This window comes from Roseospira marina (assembly GCF_014197855.1).
GTDB classification, from domain to species: domain Bacteria; phylum Pseudomonadota; class Alphaproteobacteria; order Rhodospirillales; family Rhodospirillaceae; genus Rhodospira; species Rhodospira marina.
On sequence record NZ_JACIGJ010000018.1, the window covers coordinates 20,951 to 37,952 of the forward strand.

The 17,002-nt window shown below is 70.0% G+C and carries 14 protein-coding genes; 12 read left to right on the forward strand and 2 right to left on the reverse strand.

Annotation, left to right across the window (positions count from 1 at the left end; all coding sequences use genetic code 11):
* Window positions 1–42: 42 nt before the first annotated feature.
* The 3 genes from pth (at window position 43) to GGD82_RS17580 (ending at window position 4,735) form a co-directional block, all read left to right on the forward strand.
* On the forward strand, window positions 43–831 hold the full coding sequence (gene pth / locus GGD82_RS17570; protein WP_150063577.1) for an aminoacyl-tRNA hydrolase: 789 nt from the start codon (window positions 43–45) through the stop codon (window positions 829–831).
* 282 nt (window positions 832–1,113) lie between these two features.
* Window positions 1,114–2,292, forward strand: coding sequence for a methionine adenosyltransferase (gene metK, locus GGD82_RS17575; protein ID WP_150063576.1), 1,179 nt, complete (start codon window positions 1,114–1,116; stop codon window positions 2,290–2,292).
* A 238-nt stretch (window positions 2,293–2,530) separates the two neighbouring features.
* Window positions 2,531–4,735 (forward strand): heavy metal translocating P-type ATPase, encoded by a 2,205-nt coding sequence (locus tag GGD82_RS17580; RefSeq protein WP_150063575.1) that lies wholly within the window; start codon window positions 2,531–2,533, stop codon window positions 4,733–4,735.
* A gap of 22 nt (window positions 4,736–4,757) precedes the next feature.
* Here GGD82_RS17580 and GGD82_RS17585 read toward each other — a convergent pair whose 3' ends face one another.
* A complete protein-coding gene (locus GGD82_RS17585) occupies window positions 4,758–6,371 on the reverse strand; it encodes a sensor histidine kinase (RefSeq protein ID WP_170284414.1) in 1,614 nt (537 codons plus the stop codon).
* A gap of 349 nt (window positions 6,372–6,720) precedes the next feature.
* On the opposite strand from GGD82_RS17585, the gene GGD82_RS17590 reads away from it, so the two are divergent.
* The 9 genes from GGD82_RS17590 to GGD82_RS17630 all read left to right on the forward strand — a co-directional run bounded on the left by GGD82_RS17590 (window position 6,721) and on the right by GGD82_RS17630 (window position 16,179).
* Window positions 6,721–7,518, forward strand: a complete 798-nt coding sequence (locus GGD82_RS17590) for a (Fe-S)-binding protein (RefSeq protein ID WP_150063573.1) — start codon at window positions 6,721–6,723, stop codon at window positions 7,516–7,518.
* A 28-nt stretch (window positions 7,519–7,546) separates the two neighbouring features.
* Complete coding sequence (locus GGD82_RS17595) at window positions 7,547–8,968, forward strand: LutB/LldF family L-lactate oxidation iron-sulfur protein (protein ID WP_150063572.1); 1,422 nt, start codon at window positions 7,547–7,549, stop codon at window positions 8,966–8,968.
* A 116-nt stretch (window positions 8,969–9,084) separates the two neighbouring features.
* Window positions 9,085–9,606, forward strand: coding sequence for a hypothetical protein (locus tag GGD82_RS17600; protein WP_150063571.1), 522 nt, complete (start codon window positions 9,085–9,087; stop codon window positions 9,604–9,606).
* A gap of 82 nt (window positions 9,607–9,688) precedes the next feature.
* A complete protein-coding gene (locus tag GGD82_RS17605) occupies window positions 9,689–10,381 on the forward strand; it encodes a LutC/YkgG family protein (RefSeq protein WP_184013312.1) in 693 nt (230 codons plus the stop codon).
* A 253-nt stretch (window positions 10,382–10,634) separates the two neighbouring features.
* On the forward strand, window positions 10,635–11,039 hold the full coding sequence (locus GGD82_RS17610) for a Smr/MutS family protein (RefSeq protein ID WP_170284413.1): 405 nt from the start codon (window positions 10,635–10,637) through the stop codon (window positions 11,037–11,039).
* Window positions 11,036–11,404 (forward strand): helix-turn-helix domain-containing protein, encoded by a 369-nt coding sequence (locus tag GGD82_RS17615; protein WP_150063568.1) that lies wholly within the window; start codon window positions 11,036–11,038, stop codon window positions 11,402–11,404. Before GGD82_RS17610 ends, GGD82_RS17615 begins: the two co-directional genes overlap by 4 nt.
* 182 nt (window positions 11,405–11,586) lie before the next feature.
* On the forward strand, window positions 11,587–13,878 hold the full coding sequence (locus tag GGD82_RS17620; protein ID WP_170284412.1) for a GumC family protein: 2,292 nt from the start codon (window positions 11,587–11,589) through the stop codon (window positions 13,876–13,878).
* Window positions 13,856–14,722, forward strand: a complete 867-nt coding sequence (locus GGD82_RS17625) for a hypothetical protein (RefSeq protein WP_150063566.1) — start codon at window positions 13,856–13,858, stop codon at window positions 14,720–14,722. Before GGD82_RS17620 ends, GGD82_RS17625 begins: the two co-directional genes overlap by 23 nt.
* Before the next feature lie 5 nt (window positions 14,723–14,727).
* A complete protein-coding gene (locus tag GGD82_RS17630) occupies window positions 14,728–16,179 on the forward strand; it encodes an O-antigen ligase family protein (RefSeq protein WP_150063565.1) in 1,452 nt (483 codons plus the stop codon).
* Window positions 16,180–16,266: 87 nt separating this feature from the next.
* On the opposite strand, the gene GGD82_RS17635 is transcribed toward GGD82_RS17630, so the two are convergent.
* Window positions 16,267–16,983: an acylneuraminate cytidylyltransferase family protein gene (locus GGD82_RS17635; protein WP_150063564.1), complete on the reverse strand. Its 717-nt coding sequence runs from the start codon at window positions 16,981–16,983 to the stop codon at window positions 16,267–16,269.
* Between the last annotated feature and the right edge of the window lie 19 nt (window positions 16,984–17,002).

Below are 17,002 nucleotides of genomic sequence, written 5' to 3' on the forward strand. Positions count from 1 at the left end.
CCGTTCGTTCCCTGTTCGACCGATGCCACGAAGGGCTGCGCGATGCTGCTTCTTGTCGGGCTCGGCAATCCTGGCGCCGAGTATGCCGGGCACCGCCACAACATCGGGTTCATGGCGCTGGACGCCATCGCCGCGCGGCACGGCTTTGGTCCATTCCGCTCCAAGTTCCAGGGCCTGCTGGCCGATGGTCGCCTGGGTGGTGAGAAGGTGCTGCTGCTCAAGCCGCAGACCTATATGAACCTGTCCGGCCAGGCGGTCGGCGAGGCCGCGCGGTTCCACAAGCTGGAGCCGGCGGACGTCATTGTCTTCCATGACGAACTGGACCTTGCTCCGGGCAAGGTGAAGGTGAAGACCGGGGGCGGCGCCGCCGGCCACAACGGCCTGCGCTCGATCGACGCCCACTTGGGCAACGCCTACCGCCGGGTGCGCCTGGGAATCGGTCATCCCGGCGACAAGAGCCGTGTGCACGGCTGGGTGCTGTCGAACTTCGCCAAGGCGGATCGCGACTGGCTCGACCCGCTGATGGATGCGGTGGCCGCCCGCGCGGACCTGCTGGCAGAGGGCCGCGAGTCCGATTTCATGAGCAAGATCGCGCAGGATCTGCGCCCGCCCAAACCCGAGACGCCGAAGACCGACAAGGCTCGCGCCAACACGGCGCAGGCCCGCAAGGCCGGCCCGACCGATCCCGCCGCGGCGACGCCGGAGGGCCCGCCTTTGGATGCGCCGTCGTCGGATGCGCCGCCCGCGGATACATCCTCTGAGGCGGGGAGCGCGGACCGCCGCCAGTCGCTGGGCGATGCCTTGCGCCGGGCCCTGGGACGCCCGTCGTGAAGAAAGGGCGCGTCGTGAGCCGCCCGGGCGTTGCGGCGCGCGGCGTCGGGCCGTGCCGCGCGCTATGACCCCAAACGCTTGCCAGATGGGGTCTTTTCATGCCAAGAACCGCCGCTTGATGGCGGACCGGGGGGCGCCACAGGACCGCGTGCGTGTGGCGCCGACGGTCGGCGTCGGCGCGGCCCGCCATCGGCGATTTCGTGACGGGGGCGTGCCGGGGACAGCCGCCCGCGCCTTTGGAATGGTGTCCCGCGTCGCCGCCCGCCGAGAAGGAGCCCGGCCGTGTCTTTGAAAGATTACCTGTTCACCTCCGAGTCCGTGTCCGAGGGGCATCCCGACAAGGTGTGCGACCGCATCTCCGATGCCATCGTGGACACCTTTCTCGCGGCCGATCCGCTCGCGCGCGTCGCCTGCGAGACGCTGACCACCACGAACCTGATCGTTCTGGCGGGTGAGGTGCGCGGCCCAGCCCATGTGGCCGAGAACCGTGATCTGCTGGAAAAGGTCGCGCGCGAAGCCGTCCGGGATATCGGATACGAGCAGGACGGGTTCCACTGGCAGAACGCCGAGGTGCGCATTCACCTGCACGCCCAGTCCGTGGACATCGCACAGGGCGTCGATGCCGCCGGCAACAAGGACGAGGGCGCGGGCGATCAGGGCATCATGTTCGGGTATGCCTGCGACGAGACCGACGAGTTGATGCCGGCGCCGATTGCGTTCTCGCACCGGATCCTGAAGTCGCTGGCGGAGGCCCGCAAGGGTGGGGCTGCGGGTCTGCTGGGGCCGGACTCCAAAAGCCAGGTGACGCTGAAGTACGTGGATGGCCGTCCGGTCGGTGCCACCAGCGTCGTGGTCTCCACCCAGCATGCCGACGCCGCGTCGTCCGAGGATGTGCGCGAGCTGGTGCGCCAGCATGTGCTGGGCGTGCTGCCCGAGGGCTGGATGTGCCCCGAGGACGAGTTCTACGTGAACCCGACCGGCCGCTTCGTGATCGGCGGGCCGGATGGCGACTGCGGCCTGACCGGGCGCAAGATCATCGTGGACACCTACGGCGGCGCGGCCCCGCACGGCGGCGGCGCGTTCTCCGGCAAGGACCCCACCAAGGTCGACCGCTCGGCCGCCTACGCCGCGCGTTATCTGGCCAAGAACGTCGTGGCCGCCGGTCTGGCGCGCAAGTGCACCATTCAGGTGTCCTACGCCATCGGTGTGTCGAAGCCCCTGTCGGTTTATGTGGACACCCACGGCACCGGGCGGGTGGACGAGAGCAAGCTAGCCACGGCGCTGTGTGAGGTCATGGACCTGTCGCCGCGCGGCATCCGCGAGCACCTCAGCCTGAGCCGGCCGATCTACGCCCGCACGGCGGCCTACGGCCACTTCGGTCGCACGCCGGAAGCGGACGGCGGCTTTTCGTGGGAGCGTGTCGATCTGGTTGAGAACCTGAAGAGTGCGCTGGGCCTCTAGGCCTCGGCACCCCTGAAGCGTTCGGGGAACGGGCGCGTTCGGCTTTGGCGGCCGGGCGCGCCCGTTTTGCGTTTTAGGGATCGGGCGCTGAGCGTCTCCGAACGCTCCCCATTCTCCTGCCTCTCGCGTTTTTACGCCGATCGAATGGGGAGCCTGTGAGTCTTGAGGGTGGCTCCGCGTTGACGGTGGGGCTTTGGCAGCCCACGTCACAAGCGACTGGACAGCGAAAGACCCCATCATGGACACGACGACTCCCGTACGGACCTATGAACTCGACATCACGGGCATGACCTGCGCCGCCTGCTCCGCGCGCGTGGAGAAGGTGCTGAACAAGCGTCCCGGCGTGACCCGCGCCCAGGTGAACCTCGCCACCGAGAAGGCGCGCGTCGACGTGGCGGGGGACACCCTGACCCTCGACGATCTGATCGCCATGGTGCGCAAGGCCGGCTATGACGCCACGGAGCATTCGGACGACTGGAGCGCGGCCGATCTCGACACCGACTGGCGCGGTGACCGGCGTGGGCTGATTGATCTGGGCGTCGGCGTGGTCTGCACGCTGCCCCTGCTGGTGGAAATGGTGTCGATGTGGGTGGGCGCGCCGCTCCACCTGTCGCCGTGGCTGGCGCTTGCGTTGGCCACTCCGGTCCAATTCGTGTCCGGCGCGCGCTTCTACACCGGCGCTTGGAAAAGCGTGAAGGCCGGGGCCGGCAACATGGACGTGCTGGTCGTGCTCGGCACGTCGGCGGCCTATCTGTTCAGCCTGTGGCGCGTGCTCAACGGCACGGCCGATCAGGGCCTGTACTTCGAGGGCGCGGCCGTCGTCATCACGCTGGTTCTGCTCGGCAAGCTGTTGGAGGCACGGGCCAAAGGCTCTGCCGCCGCCGCCATCCGATCGTTGATGACCCTGCGTCCGGACGTGGCCCGGATCGAGCGGTCGGACGGCGCCTCGGTCGAGGTGCCGCTGAAGCAGGTGACCGTCGGTACCGTCGTGCTGATCCGCCCCGGGGAGCGCGTGCCGGTGGACGGCACCATCCTTTCGGGCGAAAGCCAGCTCGATGAAAGTCTTCTCACCGGGGAAAGCCTGCCCGTGGCGCGCGGCCCCGGCGACACGGTCATCGGCGGCGCCGTGAACGGCGAGGGGTTGTTGCGGGTGACGGCCACCAGCGAGGGGGGCCAGGGGGTGTTGACGCGCATCATCCGCCTCGTCGAGGATGCCCAGGCCAGCAAAGCACCGGTGCAGCGGCTGGTGGACCGGGTCGCGGCGGTGTTCGTGCCCGGGATCATTACCATTGCCGCCGTGACCTTCGCCGCCTGGTGGGGTTTGACGGGCAATGCGGAGGCCGGGTTCGTCGCCGCCGTCTCCGTGCTGGTGGTGGCTTGCCCCTGTGCTCTGGGCCTCGCGACGCCGACCGCCATCATGGTCGGGACCGGTCTGGCTGCCCGCCGGGGCGTGCTCATCAAGGACGCCGCGGCGCTGGAGGGGGCGCATAAGGTCGATACCATCGTGTTCGACAAGACGGGGACCCTGACCGAGGGCCGTCCGGCGGTCGATGCTGTGGCGGTGCTGGCGTCCGATCTGGACGAAAACGCGCTTCTGGCCTTGGCCGCCGGGGCGCAGCAGGGCAGCGAGCATGTGCTGGGCCGCGCCATGATGGCGGCGGCCGAGGCGCGCGATCTGGACCCCAGCCCGCTTGAGGACTTCCAGGCCCTTCCTGGGCGCGGCCTGTCCGCGACGGTCGGTGGGCGCGCCCTTCTGGTGGGGTCGCGCCGGCTGATGGAGGAACGCGGCCGCATCAACGAGGCGTCGGCTGCTCGTGCGCGAGACCTGGAGACCGCCGGCCGTACGGTGGTGTGGGTCGCCGACGCGGAGGGTCCGGTGCTGGGGCTGCTGGCCCTGGCCGATCCGGTCAAGGCGGGCGCAGCGGAGGCGGTCGCGGCGCTCAAGGCGCGGGGGCTGACGCCGGTCCTGCTCACCGGGGATTCGCGGGCGGCGGCCGAGGCGGTCGCGGGCCGTCTGGGCATTGACGACGTGCGGGCCGAGGTCCTGCCGGCCGACAAGGCGGAGGCCGTGACGGCGCTGCGGGCCGAGGGGCGGTCGGTTGCCATGGTGGGCGATGGCATCAACGACGCCCCGGCCCTGGCCGCCGCCGACATCGGAATCGCGATGGGGTCCGGGACGGACGTGGCGATGCAGACCGCCGGCCTGACCCTGATGCGCGGCGATCCGGCCCTCCTGGTGCGGGCGCTGACGCTGTCCCGGGCGACCTACGACCGCATCCGGCTGAATTTGGTGTGGGCGTTCGCCTACAATCTGGCCGCCGTGCCGGCCGCTGCGCTCGGCTACCTGTCCCCGGCGCTGGCGGGCGCGGCGATGGCGTTCTCCAGCGTCAGCGTCGTGAGCAGCTCCCTGCTGCTGCGGGTCAGCCGGGCGGCGCGATCCTGAGGCGTCGGGTCCTGTTCGGCCGTCACACTTCGACCGGGGTGTGGCGGGGCGCGGTGTCGCCCTGATCGTGTGTGTCGTCGTGTGTGTCGTCGTTGCGGGTGGACCGAGGGAAGATCACGGTGAAGGTGGAGCCCGCGTTGGGCGCGCTGTCCAGCGTGACGGTGCCGCCGTGGCGCTGCATCAGGGCCATCACCAGCGACAGGCCGAGGCCGGTGCCTTCCATGTCGCGGGTTTCGACGTTGATGACCTGTCCATAGGCCGCGAAGACGAGGTCGTGAAACTGTGGTGGGATGCCGATTCCAGTGTCGCGCACGGCGAGGGTGATCTGTGTCGCGGTGGCGCGCGCGACGATGGCGATGTGTCCGCCATCCGGCGTGTACTTCACGGCGTTGGACACGAGATTGAACAGGATTTGCCGGAACGCGCGCGGATCCGCCCGCAGCGGCGGCAGAGTGTCCGGGCAGTCGTGCGACAGGGTCAGCCCGCCGGCCGCGGCGCGCTCCCGGAACAGGGCCAGACAGGCGGGCACCTCGGTGGCCAGCGTCAGGGGCTCCGGCCGGATCTCGAACGAGCCCGCCTCGATTCGGGCAAGGTCCAGCAGATCGTCGACCAGATCGCGCAGGTGCTGTCCGCTGTTGAGGATGTCGGTGGCGTACTCGCGGTACCGGGCGGACCCGAGGGGGCCGTAGATCTCGTCGCGCAGGATTTCGGAAAAGCCCATCACGGCGTTGAGGGGGGTCCGCAGTTCGTGGCTCATCGACGCTAGGAAATGCGATTTGGCCATGTTGGCCGCGTCGGCCTGAATGCGCGCGGCCTCGGCCGCGTCCTTGGCGGCGGTCAGCGCCCGGGCGTGATCCTCCAGCGCCGACCGCTGGTCGGCGACGCGGGTCATGAGGGTTGTGAAACGGGTCGCGAGGTTCCGCAACTCTCGGGTCCGGAACGTGCTGGCGTTGAGGCTCGGACCCCGGCCCGGGTTCGCCGACAGCCGGGTCATGGTGTCGGACAGGGTCCGGATCGGATGCACGATCAGGGTGCGCACGGTGACGAACAGCACGACGAAGATCAGCGCGAGGGTGCCCATGAAGACCAGGAACGCCGTGTCGGTGACCAGGGTCAGGGGCTGGCGCAGGCCGGACAGCGGCAGGTCGATGTCCACCAGTCCGTTGACCGTCTCGCCCACCACCCCGGCATGGCAGGCGGTGCATTCGGTGTCCAGGACCAGTGGAAATAGGTGGCGGACGCGGCCGTCTCTCTGCACCGAGGGATCCTCGCCGGTCTCCAGCACCCGTCGCACCAGCGGATCCTCGACGTTCGCGTCCGCCGCGCCGGCGCGCGGGCCATACTGGGCCGCCACCGCCGGGCCGCGCACCAGTCGCACCGAGCCGTCCTCCAGGGCGGTCGCGTTCAGGCGGGCCATGATCTCCGGAATTTCGTCGTGGGCCGTGCCGCGGCGCATGGCGCCATACACATTTTGAAAGACCTGATGCGCCGTGCCCTGAGCCTGCTGCCGGGCAAGTGTCAGAACGGAGTTGTTCATCTGGGCGCTCAGGATCAGCCCGACGGCCACGCCGGATGTGATCATCGCGACCAGAAAGGTGGCAGCGAGCCAGTGGGTAATGGTCCAGGACCGACGCATTCCGGGGCACTTTCCGACGCGGGGCGTCGCGTGGGATGGGGCGAGAGGCGGACCGCCGCCGGGGTGGGCGGGGATCCGGGCGCGGGGGCCCGATTTCAGGGACCCCGCGACACTTCGCTGCCAAGACGATTTTGCGGGACGGATTTCCATTTTGTAGCCGGAAACCGACGGTAACAAAATAGCCTGATGGGCGCACGGCCGGGGGCTCGGCGCGCCGGTCGACCGGGCTGCGCGACGGCTTTCCGTTTTGGGGCTGCGCTGTGCTAAGACGAGAGAACCGGCCGATGCCGTTGCGGTGATGCGCGGCGCTGGCGCCGGGCCTTATGCGTTCTGTCTGATTGGGTCTATCATGCCGCCTGAAACCACGCCGCCGGGGGTGCCCCGGGTGGCGCTGCTGGTCACCTGTCTGGCCGACCTGTTCCGGCCGACCGTCGCCCAGGCCGCTTTGCGCCTGCTGGACGCGGCCGGCTGCACCGTTCGTGTGCCGGAGCGGCAGACCTGCTGCGGCCAGCCCGCGTTCAACAGCGGCGACCGCGTGGACGCGGTTGCCCAGGCCCGATTCATGGTCGAGGCGCTGGAGGCCGAGTCCGTCGATTATGTGGTGGCCCCCTCCGGCTCCTGCGCCAGCCACATCCGGCATCAGTATCCGATCCTTCTGGGCGACGATCCCGCCTGGGCCGGCCGGGCGCGGGAACTGGCGGACAAGACCCACGAGTTGCTGTCGTTCCTGGTGGATCGCCTCGGCTGGACCGATGTGCCGGGGCGCCTGGACGCCCAGGTCACCTATCACGACACCTGTTCGGGTGTGCGCGAACTGGGCGTGAAGGCGCAGCCGCGCGCCCTGATGGCCCGGGTGGAGGGGCTGGCGGTGACGGAACTGGCGGCGCCGGAGGAATGCTGCGGCTTCGGCGGGACGTTCTGCGTGAAGTACCCGGACATCTCCGGCCGCATGGCCGGCGACAAGGCCGACGACGTGGTCGCGACCGGGGCCGGGATGGTCTTGGGCGGCGACATGGGGTGCCTGCTCAACATCGCGGGCATGCTGAAGCGCCGGGGCAGTTCGGTGCAGGTGCGCCACGTGGCGGAGGTGCTGGCGGGCTTGACCGACGCGGCACCACCGATCGGCGAAGGGACCGAGGCGCCATGATCCGGCCCAAACGCAGGAGGGGTTCGCGATGCATGTGACCAGCCGTCGCTTCAAGGACAACGTCCGGGGGGCCGTCAACGACGCCAACCTGCGCCAGTCGCTCGCCACCATGAAAACCGGGTTCCGCGTCAAGCGGGGGCTCGCGGTGGCCGCGCTGCCCGAGTTCGAGGCGTTGCGCGAGGCCGGCAAGGCCATCAAGACGCACACCCTGGAGCATCTCGACCACTACCTGGAGCACTTCGAGGCCCGGGTGCTGGAGCGTGGCGGCCACGTGCATTGGGCGCCGGACGCCGAGACCGCCCGGCGCGCTGTGCTCGACATCTGCCGGACGCATGGGGCGAAGACGGTCACCAAGGGCAAGTCCATGGTGGCTGAGGAGATCGAACTCAACGCCTTCCTGGAAGGCCACGGCATCCGGCCGGTCGAGACCGATCTGGGCGAGTACATCATCCAGCTTCGTCACGAACTGCCCAGCCACATCATCGCGCCCGCGATCCATGTGCGCAAAAGCCAGGTGGCGAGCACCTTCCGCGAGAGCCATCCCCAGTTTCCCGCCGACCGCCCGCTGGAGGAACCGCGCGAGCTGCTCGACGAGGCGCGCACGGTGCTGCGCGAGCACTTCCTGGGCGCGGACGTGGGCATCACCGGGGCGAATTTCCTCGTGGCGGAAACCGGCTCCAGCGTCATCGTCACCAACGAGGGCAACGGCGACCTGACCCAGTTGCTGCCCCGGGTCCACATCGTCGTGACCAGCATCGAGAAGGTGGTGCCGACGCTGGAGGACACCGGCACCCTGTTGCGGCTGCTGGCGCGTTCCGCCACCGGCCAGATCATGTCGTCCTACACGACCGTCTCGACCGGCCCGCGCCGGCCGGACGATCCGGACGGACCGGACCACTTCCATGTCGTGCTGCTGGACAACGGGCGGTCCCGCCTGCTCGGCGGCGAGTTCCAGGACGTCCTGCGCTGCATCCGCTGCGCCGCCTGCATCAACCATTGCCCGGTCTACGGCGCGGTGGGCGGGCACGCCTACGGGTCGGTCTACCCGGGGCCGATCGGCTCGGTTCTGACGCCGGGACTCGCCTCGCTGGAGGAATCCGCCAGCCTGCCCAACGCCTCCACCCTGTGCGGGCGCTGCGAAGAGGTGTGCCCGATGAAAATCCCGCTGCCCCGCATGCTGCGGCACTGGCGGGAGCAGGAGTTCGCCCGGCACCTGACCCCGGCGCGCACGCGGTGGGGCTTGCGGGCCTGGGCCTTCGCTGCCCGGCGGCCGTGGCTGTACCGGCTCGGGACCGGGCTGGCGGGCCGGCTGTTGTCCCGCCTCGGCCGCGGACGCGGGCGTCTGGCCCGGCTGCCTTTGGCGGGAGGCTGGACGCAGGTGCGCGACCTGCCGGTGCCGCCGCCCGGGGGGACCTTCATGGCCCGTTACAAACGCGGGGAAACCCGATAGGGTTCGTCATCCGCGCCGGTTCCGCCGCCGCGGCTTTCTGGCGTTCGCCTGTCTGTCTATTTGTCTGTCTGTCTATTTGTCTGTCTGTCGTCTCTGCTCCAGGAGTCCCGAGCCCGATGGTGCGCTCTCCCCAGGCCGCCCAGGACTATCGCCTGCACGGTCGCCTGATCGAGGCCTTCATGGCCGATCGGATTAAGATCGTTGTGGACTTCAACCGGCTGAACCGGACCGGGTCGCCGGTGTTTAACCCTTGGGAAAACGTCGTGCCGTTGCTGTGCCTGATTCTCGCCAGCCTTGCGGTCATGGCCTTCAACCTGGTGGCGGGGACACTGGTCCTGATTGGCGCAATGTTCGCCTACGCCTTTTTTGTGCGGCCCTGGATCGCGCAGCGGCTGCGAACCCGGACCATTGAAAATATGCTGAAAAACGCCCACAACTGGCAGGTCATCTGGTCGATCGGCGGGGTCGTGGTGACGCTGACGAGCAATCCGCGAATCGGTGTGGTGGCGCCCGCCGGCAACTGGCGCGCCTTCGCCAAGCAGTTCGAAGGTGGCGCGGCGGTCGGCCCCGGCCTGGGGGACAGGATGGGGCCGGGCGGCGCCGGCCCGGAGCCGATGGACGACGCCACCGTCGTCTGATCGGAGGGTGGTCTCAATCCCCTCCCGTTAAGAACACCCCCGGACACGAACACGACCGGACATGAAAAGGAGCAGGCGCAGCGTGGCGGACTCATCGCGCGAGACCGTGTTGAACGGCATCCGGACCGCGCTGCGGCGCGGACCCGTGTCGGAGTCCGTCCGCCGGGAGCTTGATGGGCGTCTGGCCGACCACCCGGCCAGTGTCGTTCCGTCCATCGCGCGGGGTGGGCGGGATGCCCTCGTGGCGCGTTTCATTGCTCAGGCGGAGGCCAGCGCCGCGACGGTGGCGCGCGTGGCGCCCGACGGGGTCGCCGCGGCGGTGGCCGATCTGGTGCGCCGGCACAACCTTCCGGCCCGCGTGGCGGTGGCCGCCGATCCCCGGCTGGACGACCTCGACGCCGACGGTGTGCTGACCGTGGATCGGCGCGGCACGCCGGCCCCGGACGATCTGGTCGGGGTGTCCCACGCCGTGGCGGGCATCGCGGAGACCGGCACGCTCATGATGGCGTCCGGTCCCGCCAGTCCCTCGACGCTGAACATGCTGCCGGACACCCATATCGTGGTGGTGCGGGCCACGGACGTGGCCGGCGGCCTGGAAGACGCCTGGGACCGGCTGCGCGCGCTGTCCACGGACGGGCTGCCGCGCACGGTGCATTTCATCACGGGCCCCTCGCGCACCGGCGACATCGAGCAGACCCTTCAGCTCGGCGCGCATGGGCCGCGCCGGCTGCATGTGATCCTGGTCGATGACGGTCCGGATGCCCTCGGACAGTAACCGCCGACGGCGGTCCGGGCCTCCCGCGCTCTCGGAGTCCGACCTGCGCCTGTGGCAGGAGGTCACGCGGAGCGCCATGCCGTTGCCGGGCCGGCGCCGCGCGGGGAAAGCCGGGGCGCGTGTCCCGGAGGGGGCGGAGACCGCCCCGGGCCGGGGATCTGAAGGGCCCGTGCCGCCGGCCTCCGGGGCCGTGTCCGCACCGCGCCCCCCGGCCGCGCCCCCGAAACCGCGCGCGCACCGCGCTGATGTGCGCTTGGGCGAGTCCGCCGGTATCGATAAGCGCACCCACGACCGCTTCCGGCGGGGCCGTATGGCCATTGACGGGCGGCTCGACCTGCACGGCATGACCCGTGAACGCGCCCATCAGGCGCTGGCCCTGTTCCTGCACCGGGCCTACGAGCGGGGGGCGCGCTGTGTGCTGGTCGTGACCGGGAAGGGCACGGGCCGCGAGGGCGGCGGGGTCCTGCGCCGTGATGTGCCGCTGTGGCTCAATCAGGCCGGGCTACGCGGTTTGGTGCTGTCGTTCACCCACGCCCAGATCCGCGACGGCGGCGAGGGCGCGCTGTATGTGCTGGTGCGGCGGCGGCGCGAGGGCCGCGAGGGTTCGGCGTCTGGGAGCGGCCCCGGACGCGGGTCTGGGCGGGCCCGCGGCCGATGACGCCCTTCGGCGCCCGGGTGCGCGCGCTGCGGGCGGCGCGCGGGATGACGCTGAACGAACTGGCGGCGCGGCTGACCGTCTCGCCCGCCTATCTGTCCGCGCTGGAACATGGACGACGCGGCCGCCCTCAGCCCGGGCTGGTGATGCAGGTCTGCGGGGCCCTGGATCTGATCTGGGACGAGGCGGAGACGCTGAAGGCGCTGGCGGCCGTCTCGGCGCCCCGGGTGACCCTGAACACCGGCGGTCTGTCGCCCTTGGCCACCGAACTGGCGAACCGTCTGGCCGCGCGTCTGAGCCACCTCGACGACGACACCCTGGCCGCTCTGTTGGAGACGGTGCGGGACGCCCCGGATCGGCCCCGCTGATCCGGATCCGCTGATGTGGTCGCACTGATCCGGTCGGGTGGAGGTGTGCGCGACGGTCCGCGCACGTTCGTGACCGGCACCCCGCCGTGGTGTACACTGGCGGTCCGACGCACGCGGCGGCGGGTCCCGGCGACCCAGAGCCGAGGGGGATGCGGTTCGCCCGCACAGAACGTGGAGAGTCCGTGAACGCGATTCATGAACGGCCGGACCCGGCGGGCGCGCAGCGGTCCCGCAGCCAGCCGGACCGGGGGGTGGAGGATGCCGCCCCGCGCGATGATGCCGCAAGCCTGAGGGCGGTTTTGCGGGCGGTCTGGCGCCGAAGCGGTGTGATCGTGGGGATCGTCCTGCTGTGCCTTATCCTGTCCGTGCTGGTGCTGTTCCAACTGACGCCGCTGTACACGGCCACGGCGCTTTTGACCCTGGACCCGCGCCGGGAGAGCGTCGTCGATATCGAGGCCGTCATCTCCGGCCTGTCGCCGGACGCCAGCGTCATCAACACGGAGTTGGACATCCTGACGTCCGGGCGTCTGGTGGGCAAGCTAGTGGACGCTCAGGGGCTGACGCGGGACCCCGAATTCAATGCCGCACTGCGCCCCGCCGATCCGCTGGTGCGCCTGATCGATCCGCGCACCTATATGGCGCCGGAATGGCTGACGGCGCTTGGCATTCCCCAAGCCGAGGAGGTGCCCCTGTCCGAGGAGGAGCGGCGGGACCGCGAGCGCGAGGCGGTGATCGGCGCCGTCACCGACGCGCTGACGGTGTCGAACCCGACGATCTCCTACACCATCCGGATCTCGTTCGAGACCGAGGATGCGCGCAAAAGCGCGCGTCTCGCCAACGGCCTCGCCGAGCTGTACCTGACCGACCAGCTTGAAGCCAAGTTCGAGGCCACGGAACGCGCGACCCAATGGCTCAGCACGCGGATCAGCGATCTCCGGGACCGGGTGCGCGAGGCGGAACAGGCGGTCCAGCGGTACCGGCAGGCGCATCAGATCGTGCAGGCGTCGGAAACCGCGACGGTCAGCGAACAGCAGCTTGGCGAGGTGAACACCCAGCTCATCGAGGCCGAAACCGAGCTGGCCGCCGTCGAGGCGCGCTACAATCAGGTCCGGGATCTGGCCGGGCGTGGCTCGTACGCGGCGCTTGGGGCCGTCCTCGACTCCGCGTTGATCCAGCGCCTGCGCGAGCAGGAGGCCCAGGTCCGCCGCCGTCAGGCCGAGGTGTTGAGCCGCTATGGCGAGCGGCATCCCGAGGTCGCCGAAGTGGGCGCCGAACTGCGCGATATCCGCAGCAAGATCGGCGAGGAGGTCAACCGCATCGTCAGCGGCGTCGCCAATGAGGTGACGGTGGCCCGCAGCCGCGTGGCGGCGTTGCAGGTTCGTCTGGAGGCGCTGAAAGCCACCAGTGCCGAAGTGGAAAGCGCACGGGTGGACTTGCGGGAGCTGGAACGCGAGGCGGAGTCGAGCCGCGTTCTGTTGGAGACCTTCCTGTCGCGGTTCAAGGAAACGACCAGCCAGGAAGACCTGCAACAGGCGGACGCCCGCATCATTTCCCAGGCCAAGGTTTCGAACGACCCGTCCTATCCGAAAAAGAAACTGATCCTGTCCATTGCGTTTGTGTTGGCGGTCATGCTGGCGCTGGGCATCGCGGTCCTGCTGGAGCTGCTCGATCACGGATACCGGACCCTGGATCATGTCCAGCGCGAGATCCGGCTGACCGGGCTGGGCATGGTCCCGCGCCTGTCGCGGCGGAAGCTGCGTGGCCGATCCCCGGTGGAGTACGTGCTGAGCAGTCCGGCCTCGGCCTACGCCGAGGCGCTCCGCTCCGTCTACAACACCCTGACCTACGGGCAGGTGCCCGCGCCGAAGGCCATTGCGGTGACATCGTCGCTGCCGGGGGAGGGCAAGACGACCTTCACCCTCAGCCTGGCCCGACTGCTCGCCCGGGCGGGCAATCAGCGTGTGCTGTTCGTCGAGGCCGACCTGCGGCGCAACGCGGTGTGGCGCGCCCTGGCGTCGAAGAAGGACCACCCGCTGTCGTTGGAGGACTATCTGCTCGGCACCGCGCCGACCTGGCGGGACTGCGTCCACACGGACGCAGCGTCCAATCTGGATATGATCGTCACGTCGGGTCGTACGGAAAACGTGCAGGCCCTGCTGCAGTCGGGGCGCATGGAGGTTCTGTCCCGCGAGGCGCGCGAGCATTACGACCTCATTCTGTTCGACACGCCGCCGGTGCTGGCGGTGTCGGACGCCGTTCTGCTGAGTAAGCATGCCGACACCACGGTGCTGCTGGTGCGGTGGGAGTCAACGGCGCGCGCCGGCGTGCGCTCGACGATCTCCATGCTGCGTAAGGCGGAGGTTCCCGTGGGTGGCGTGGTCATGACGCAGGTCGATCTTCGCAAGCATGCGAAGTATGGGTACGGGGACTACGCCTCGTATTACGGGCGCTATGGCCAGTACTACACAAGCTGAGGCCCGCGCCCGACGCGCCGGCGGGCGCAGCTTCGGGCGGCGCGACGTGATCATCGCGCGGACGGTTGCGCTCGTAGGGTTGGTGCTGCTGGTGATCGGCGGCGTGCGCCTGTCCGCGGAGTTGCCGCGCATACCGGCGTTGCAGTTCGTGACGACCGCCGCCGACCGGATCCAGGCCGACGATCCGGCACTGCGGGCGGCGGCCCGCGAGACAGCGTTGACCCTGTTCGACGCGATCCCACCGGCGGCGCGGACCAACGATGTGCTGCGTCGGTATGCCGGGCTGCGCCTGATGATCGCGAAAGACGTCGCCGCCGGGGGCCGCCTGGGCGATGCGGGCGCGGAGGCGGGTCCTGATGAGGCAGGACGGGAGGGGCCAGGGCGGGAGGAGGCGGCCCGGGCGGCCGATCTGGCCCGTCAGGCTCTGCTCCACGATCCGGTGGATCCGCTGGCTTGGATTTACCTCGCCCATGCGACGAGTCTGGAACAGGGCGGCGCCCACGGCGGGACTGGGACGACCGAGCCCAGCGCCGCCGGGCGCGCGTTCCGGTATCTCGACGCCTCGTATGATCTGGCGCCGGTCGAGCCGGAGTTGGCGGCCTACCGGATGCGCCTCGCGCTGGACCTTTACGAGCGGTGGAGCGGGCGGACCCTGACCAAGATGGGCCGCGATTTGCGGGCTCTGCTCAGGATGGACGGCCGGGATCCGGCGGTGCAGGCCTTCCGCGACGGCCTGACCCGCGATCCGGGTTTGCTCCGGCTGAGCCGGATTTTGACACAGCGCGACCCGGCGTTGCGCGCACGCTGGCGCGCCCTCATGGGGCCGGGTCGCGAGGGGGGATAAGCCGCATGGGGCAGGCCGTCTCATCGTCTGTAAGCCGCGCCGGGCGGGGTGGGACCAGCACCGTCTCCATGCGGGGGCCGGCCTTCTGGATCGCCGCGATGCTGGTCGGTTTGACGCCGCTGCCCCTGGCGAGCGCGCGGCCGGTCTGGGTGGACCTGCTGGCGATGCTGGTCGGGCTGGGCCTGACGGCCTACGCTTGGCAGCGGTGGCGGCTGCGGCGCCCGATGCCGCCGGTGCCCGCGCCGCTTGTGATCGCCGGCGCGCTGGTGCTCGCGGTGGCCGCCTGGGCCCAGGTGCAGGCGACGCCCGGCCTGCTGCCGGGGCTTGCGCACCCCGCTTGGGACTACGCGGCCCGCGCCTTGGGCGCCGACGACCTGCCGGCGGCGATCTCGCTGGTGCCCGAACGGACGCGGGCGACGGCGTTCGCCTGGGTCACGTACCTTGGGTTCGGTCTGCTCGTGGCCCTTGTGGCCTACCGCGCGCGCAACGCCGACCGCTTGCTCTTCCTGTTCGTGGCGGCGCAGGGCGTTTATGCGGCCTATGGTCTTGTCGTCTATCTGGGCGGGTTCGAGACGGTGCTGTGGTTCGACAAGACCGCCTATCGCGGCAGCCTGAGCAGCACGTTCATCAACCGCAACAGCTATGCCACCTTTGTCGGCCTGGGCGTCCTGGCCGCGCTGGCCCTTGTCTTGCGGCATCTGCGCCAGACGCTGGAGTCCGAGCCGGACGCCCGCCGGGTGGTGCTCGCGCTGGCCGAGGACCTGTGGGGGCGGGTGCTGGTGCCGGTCTCCGTGATGGCGGTCGGAACCGTCGCCCTGTTGCTGACCGGCTCCCGCATGGGGCTGGCGTCGTTCGCGGCCGGCGCGATCGTGTTCCTGGGCATCTGGATCGGGCGGATGCGTGGCCGGGTTCGCTGGGTCGGGGGCGGCCTGGTGGCGGTCGTCGTCCTCATGCTGGCCGGGAGTGTGAGCCTGAGCGGCGATGTCACCCTGAGCCGCGTTGACCATCTTTTCATCGAGGGCGATGGGCGGTTCGCCGTGTTCCCGCGGATCGTGGCGGCGATCGGGGATCGGCCCTGGGTCGGGCATGGCCTGGGGACGTTCGAGTCTGCGTTCCGCCTGTACCGGGATGAGAGCGTCGAGGGCTTTTTCGATCGGGGGCACAGCGATTGGCTCGAATTGCCCATGGATGTCGGCCTGCCCGCGGCGGCCGCCGTGATTCTGGCGTTTGCCGTGGCGGCGGCTGCGGCCTTGCGGCGGGCTGTGCTGGATCCTGAGCCGGAGCGGCCGCTGTTGGCATGTGCCGCCGTCGTGCTGGTGGCCGTGCACGCCACCATGGACTTCAGCCTTCAGATCCCGGCGGTAATGGTGGCGTTCCTGCTGTTGCTTGTGGCGGGACTGGTCGGGCGTGTCCGGACGCCTGAGCGTGCGACCTTTGCCGATCCGAACCCGCTGTAGCCCGGCCGCGCGAAACGCGCGGTATGTCAAACAGGCCGTGTGGGGTGCGCCGCCGTATCAGACAGGCTGCGCCGGATGCGCGGAGTTTCAAACAGGCCGCGCCGGATGCGCGGCCAGGGCCTCCGCCAGCGCGAAATCGGCTGGGTCGTCGATGTCGAGCGATTCCAGGGCCGGCGTTTCGAACAGCAGGGGCCGTGCCCCGATGCGCGTGCCGTGGGCCCGCAGGCTGGCGGCTGTGAACAGGTAGAGGCAGGAGTTTTCCTCGAACACCGGAGGGAGGTCCTGGGTGGGGAGCAGGCGGGCCGGGTCGTGGTTGATCGGCTGGCCGCCGCCATCCCACAGGCGGACCTGCCGCCGCGTGACCGTGAACAGGCTGTCGTAGGCCGGAGCGGCGTCGCGAAAGGCGGCCAACGCCGCCGTGATGGTGCCCGCTGTCAGGAACGGGTTGGTTGCGTGGGTCTGGAGCAGAAGTCCGCCGTCCGCGCCGTCCTGCGCCAGCCGGTCCACCGTGTCCCGCAGCACGGCGTTCATGGAGGTTTCGGGCGCGGACAGGGCAGGCGGCCGTCGTAATGTCACGATGCCGGGAAAGGCGGCCTTTGCCGCGTCGAGCAGCGCGGGGTCGTCGCTGTTCACGACCACGGTGCCGATGGCCGGCACACGGCGCAGGGTCGCCAGGATGTGGTGAAACAGCGGCCGTCCGGCCAGCGGGCGCCGGTTCTTCCCGGGGACCCGCTCGCTGGTGCCGCGCACGGGCAGGATCGCTGTGACGGCCGCGCGCAGGCCGCTCGACCTTGTCTCGTTCATGGTGGGCCCCGGCGGCGCG

Coding starts and splice junctions, on each gene's coding strand:
- pth (WP_150063577.1), top strand. CDS start 43: ATGCTGCTTCTTGTCGGGCTCGGCAATCCTGGCGCCGAGTATGCCGGG.
- GGD82_RS17580 (WP_150063575.1), top strand. CDS start 2,531: ATGGACACGACGACTCCCGTACGGACCTATGAACTCGACATCACGGGC.
- GGD82_RS17585 (WP_170284414.1), bottom strand. CDS start 6,371: ATGCGTCGGTCCTGGACCATTACCCACTGGCTCGCTGCCACCTTTCTG.
- GGD82_RS17590 (WP_150063573.1), top strand. CDS start 6,721: ATGCCGCCTGAAACCACGCCGCCGGGGGTGCCCCGGGTGGCGCTGCTG.
- GGD82_RS17595 (WP_150063572.1), top strand. CDS start 7,547: ATGCATGTGACCAGCCGTCGCTTCAAGGACAACGTCCGGGGGGCCGTC.
- GGD82_RS17600 (WP_150063571.1), top strand. CDS start 9,085: ATGGTGCGCTCTCCCCAGGCCGCCCAGGACTATCGCCTGCACGGTCGC.
- GGD82_RS17615 (WP_150063568.1), top strand. CDS start 11,036: ATGACGCCCTTCGGCGCCCGGGTGCGCGCGCTGCGGGCGGCGCGCGGG.
- GGD82_RS17625 (WP_150063566.1), top strand. CDS start 13,856: ATGGCCAGTACTACACAAGCTGAGGCCCGCGCCCGACGCGCCGGCGGG.
- GGD82_RS17630 (WP_150063565.1), top strand. CDS start 14,728: ATGGGGCAGGCCGTCTCATCGTCTGTAAGCCGCGCCGGGCGGGGTGGG.
- GGD82_RS17635 (WP_150063564.1), bottom strand. CDS start 16,983: ATGAACGAGACAAGGTCGAGCGGCCTGCGCGCGGCCGTCACAGCGATC.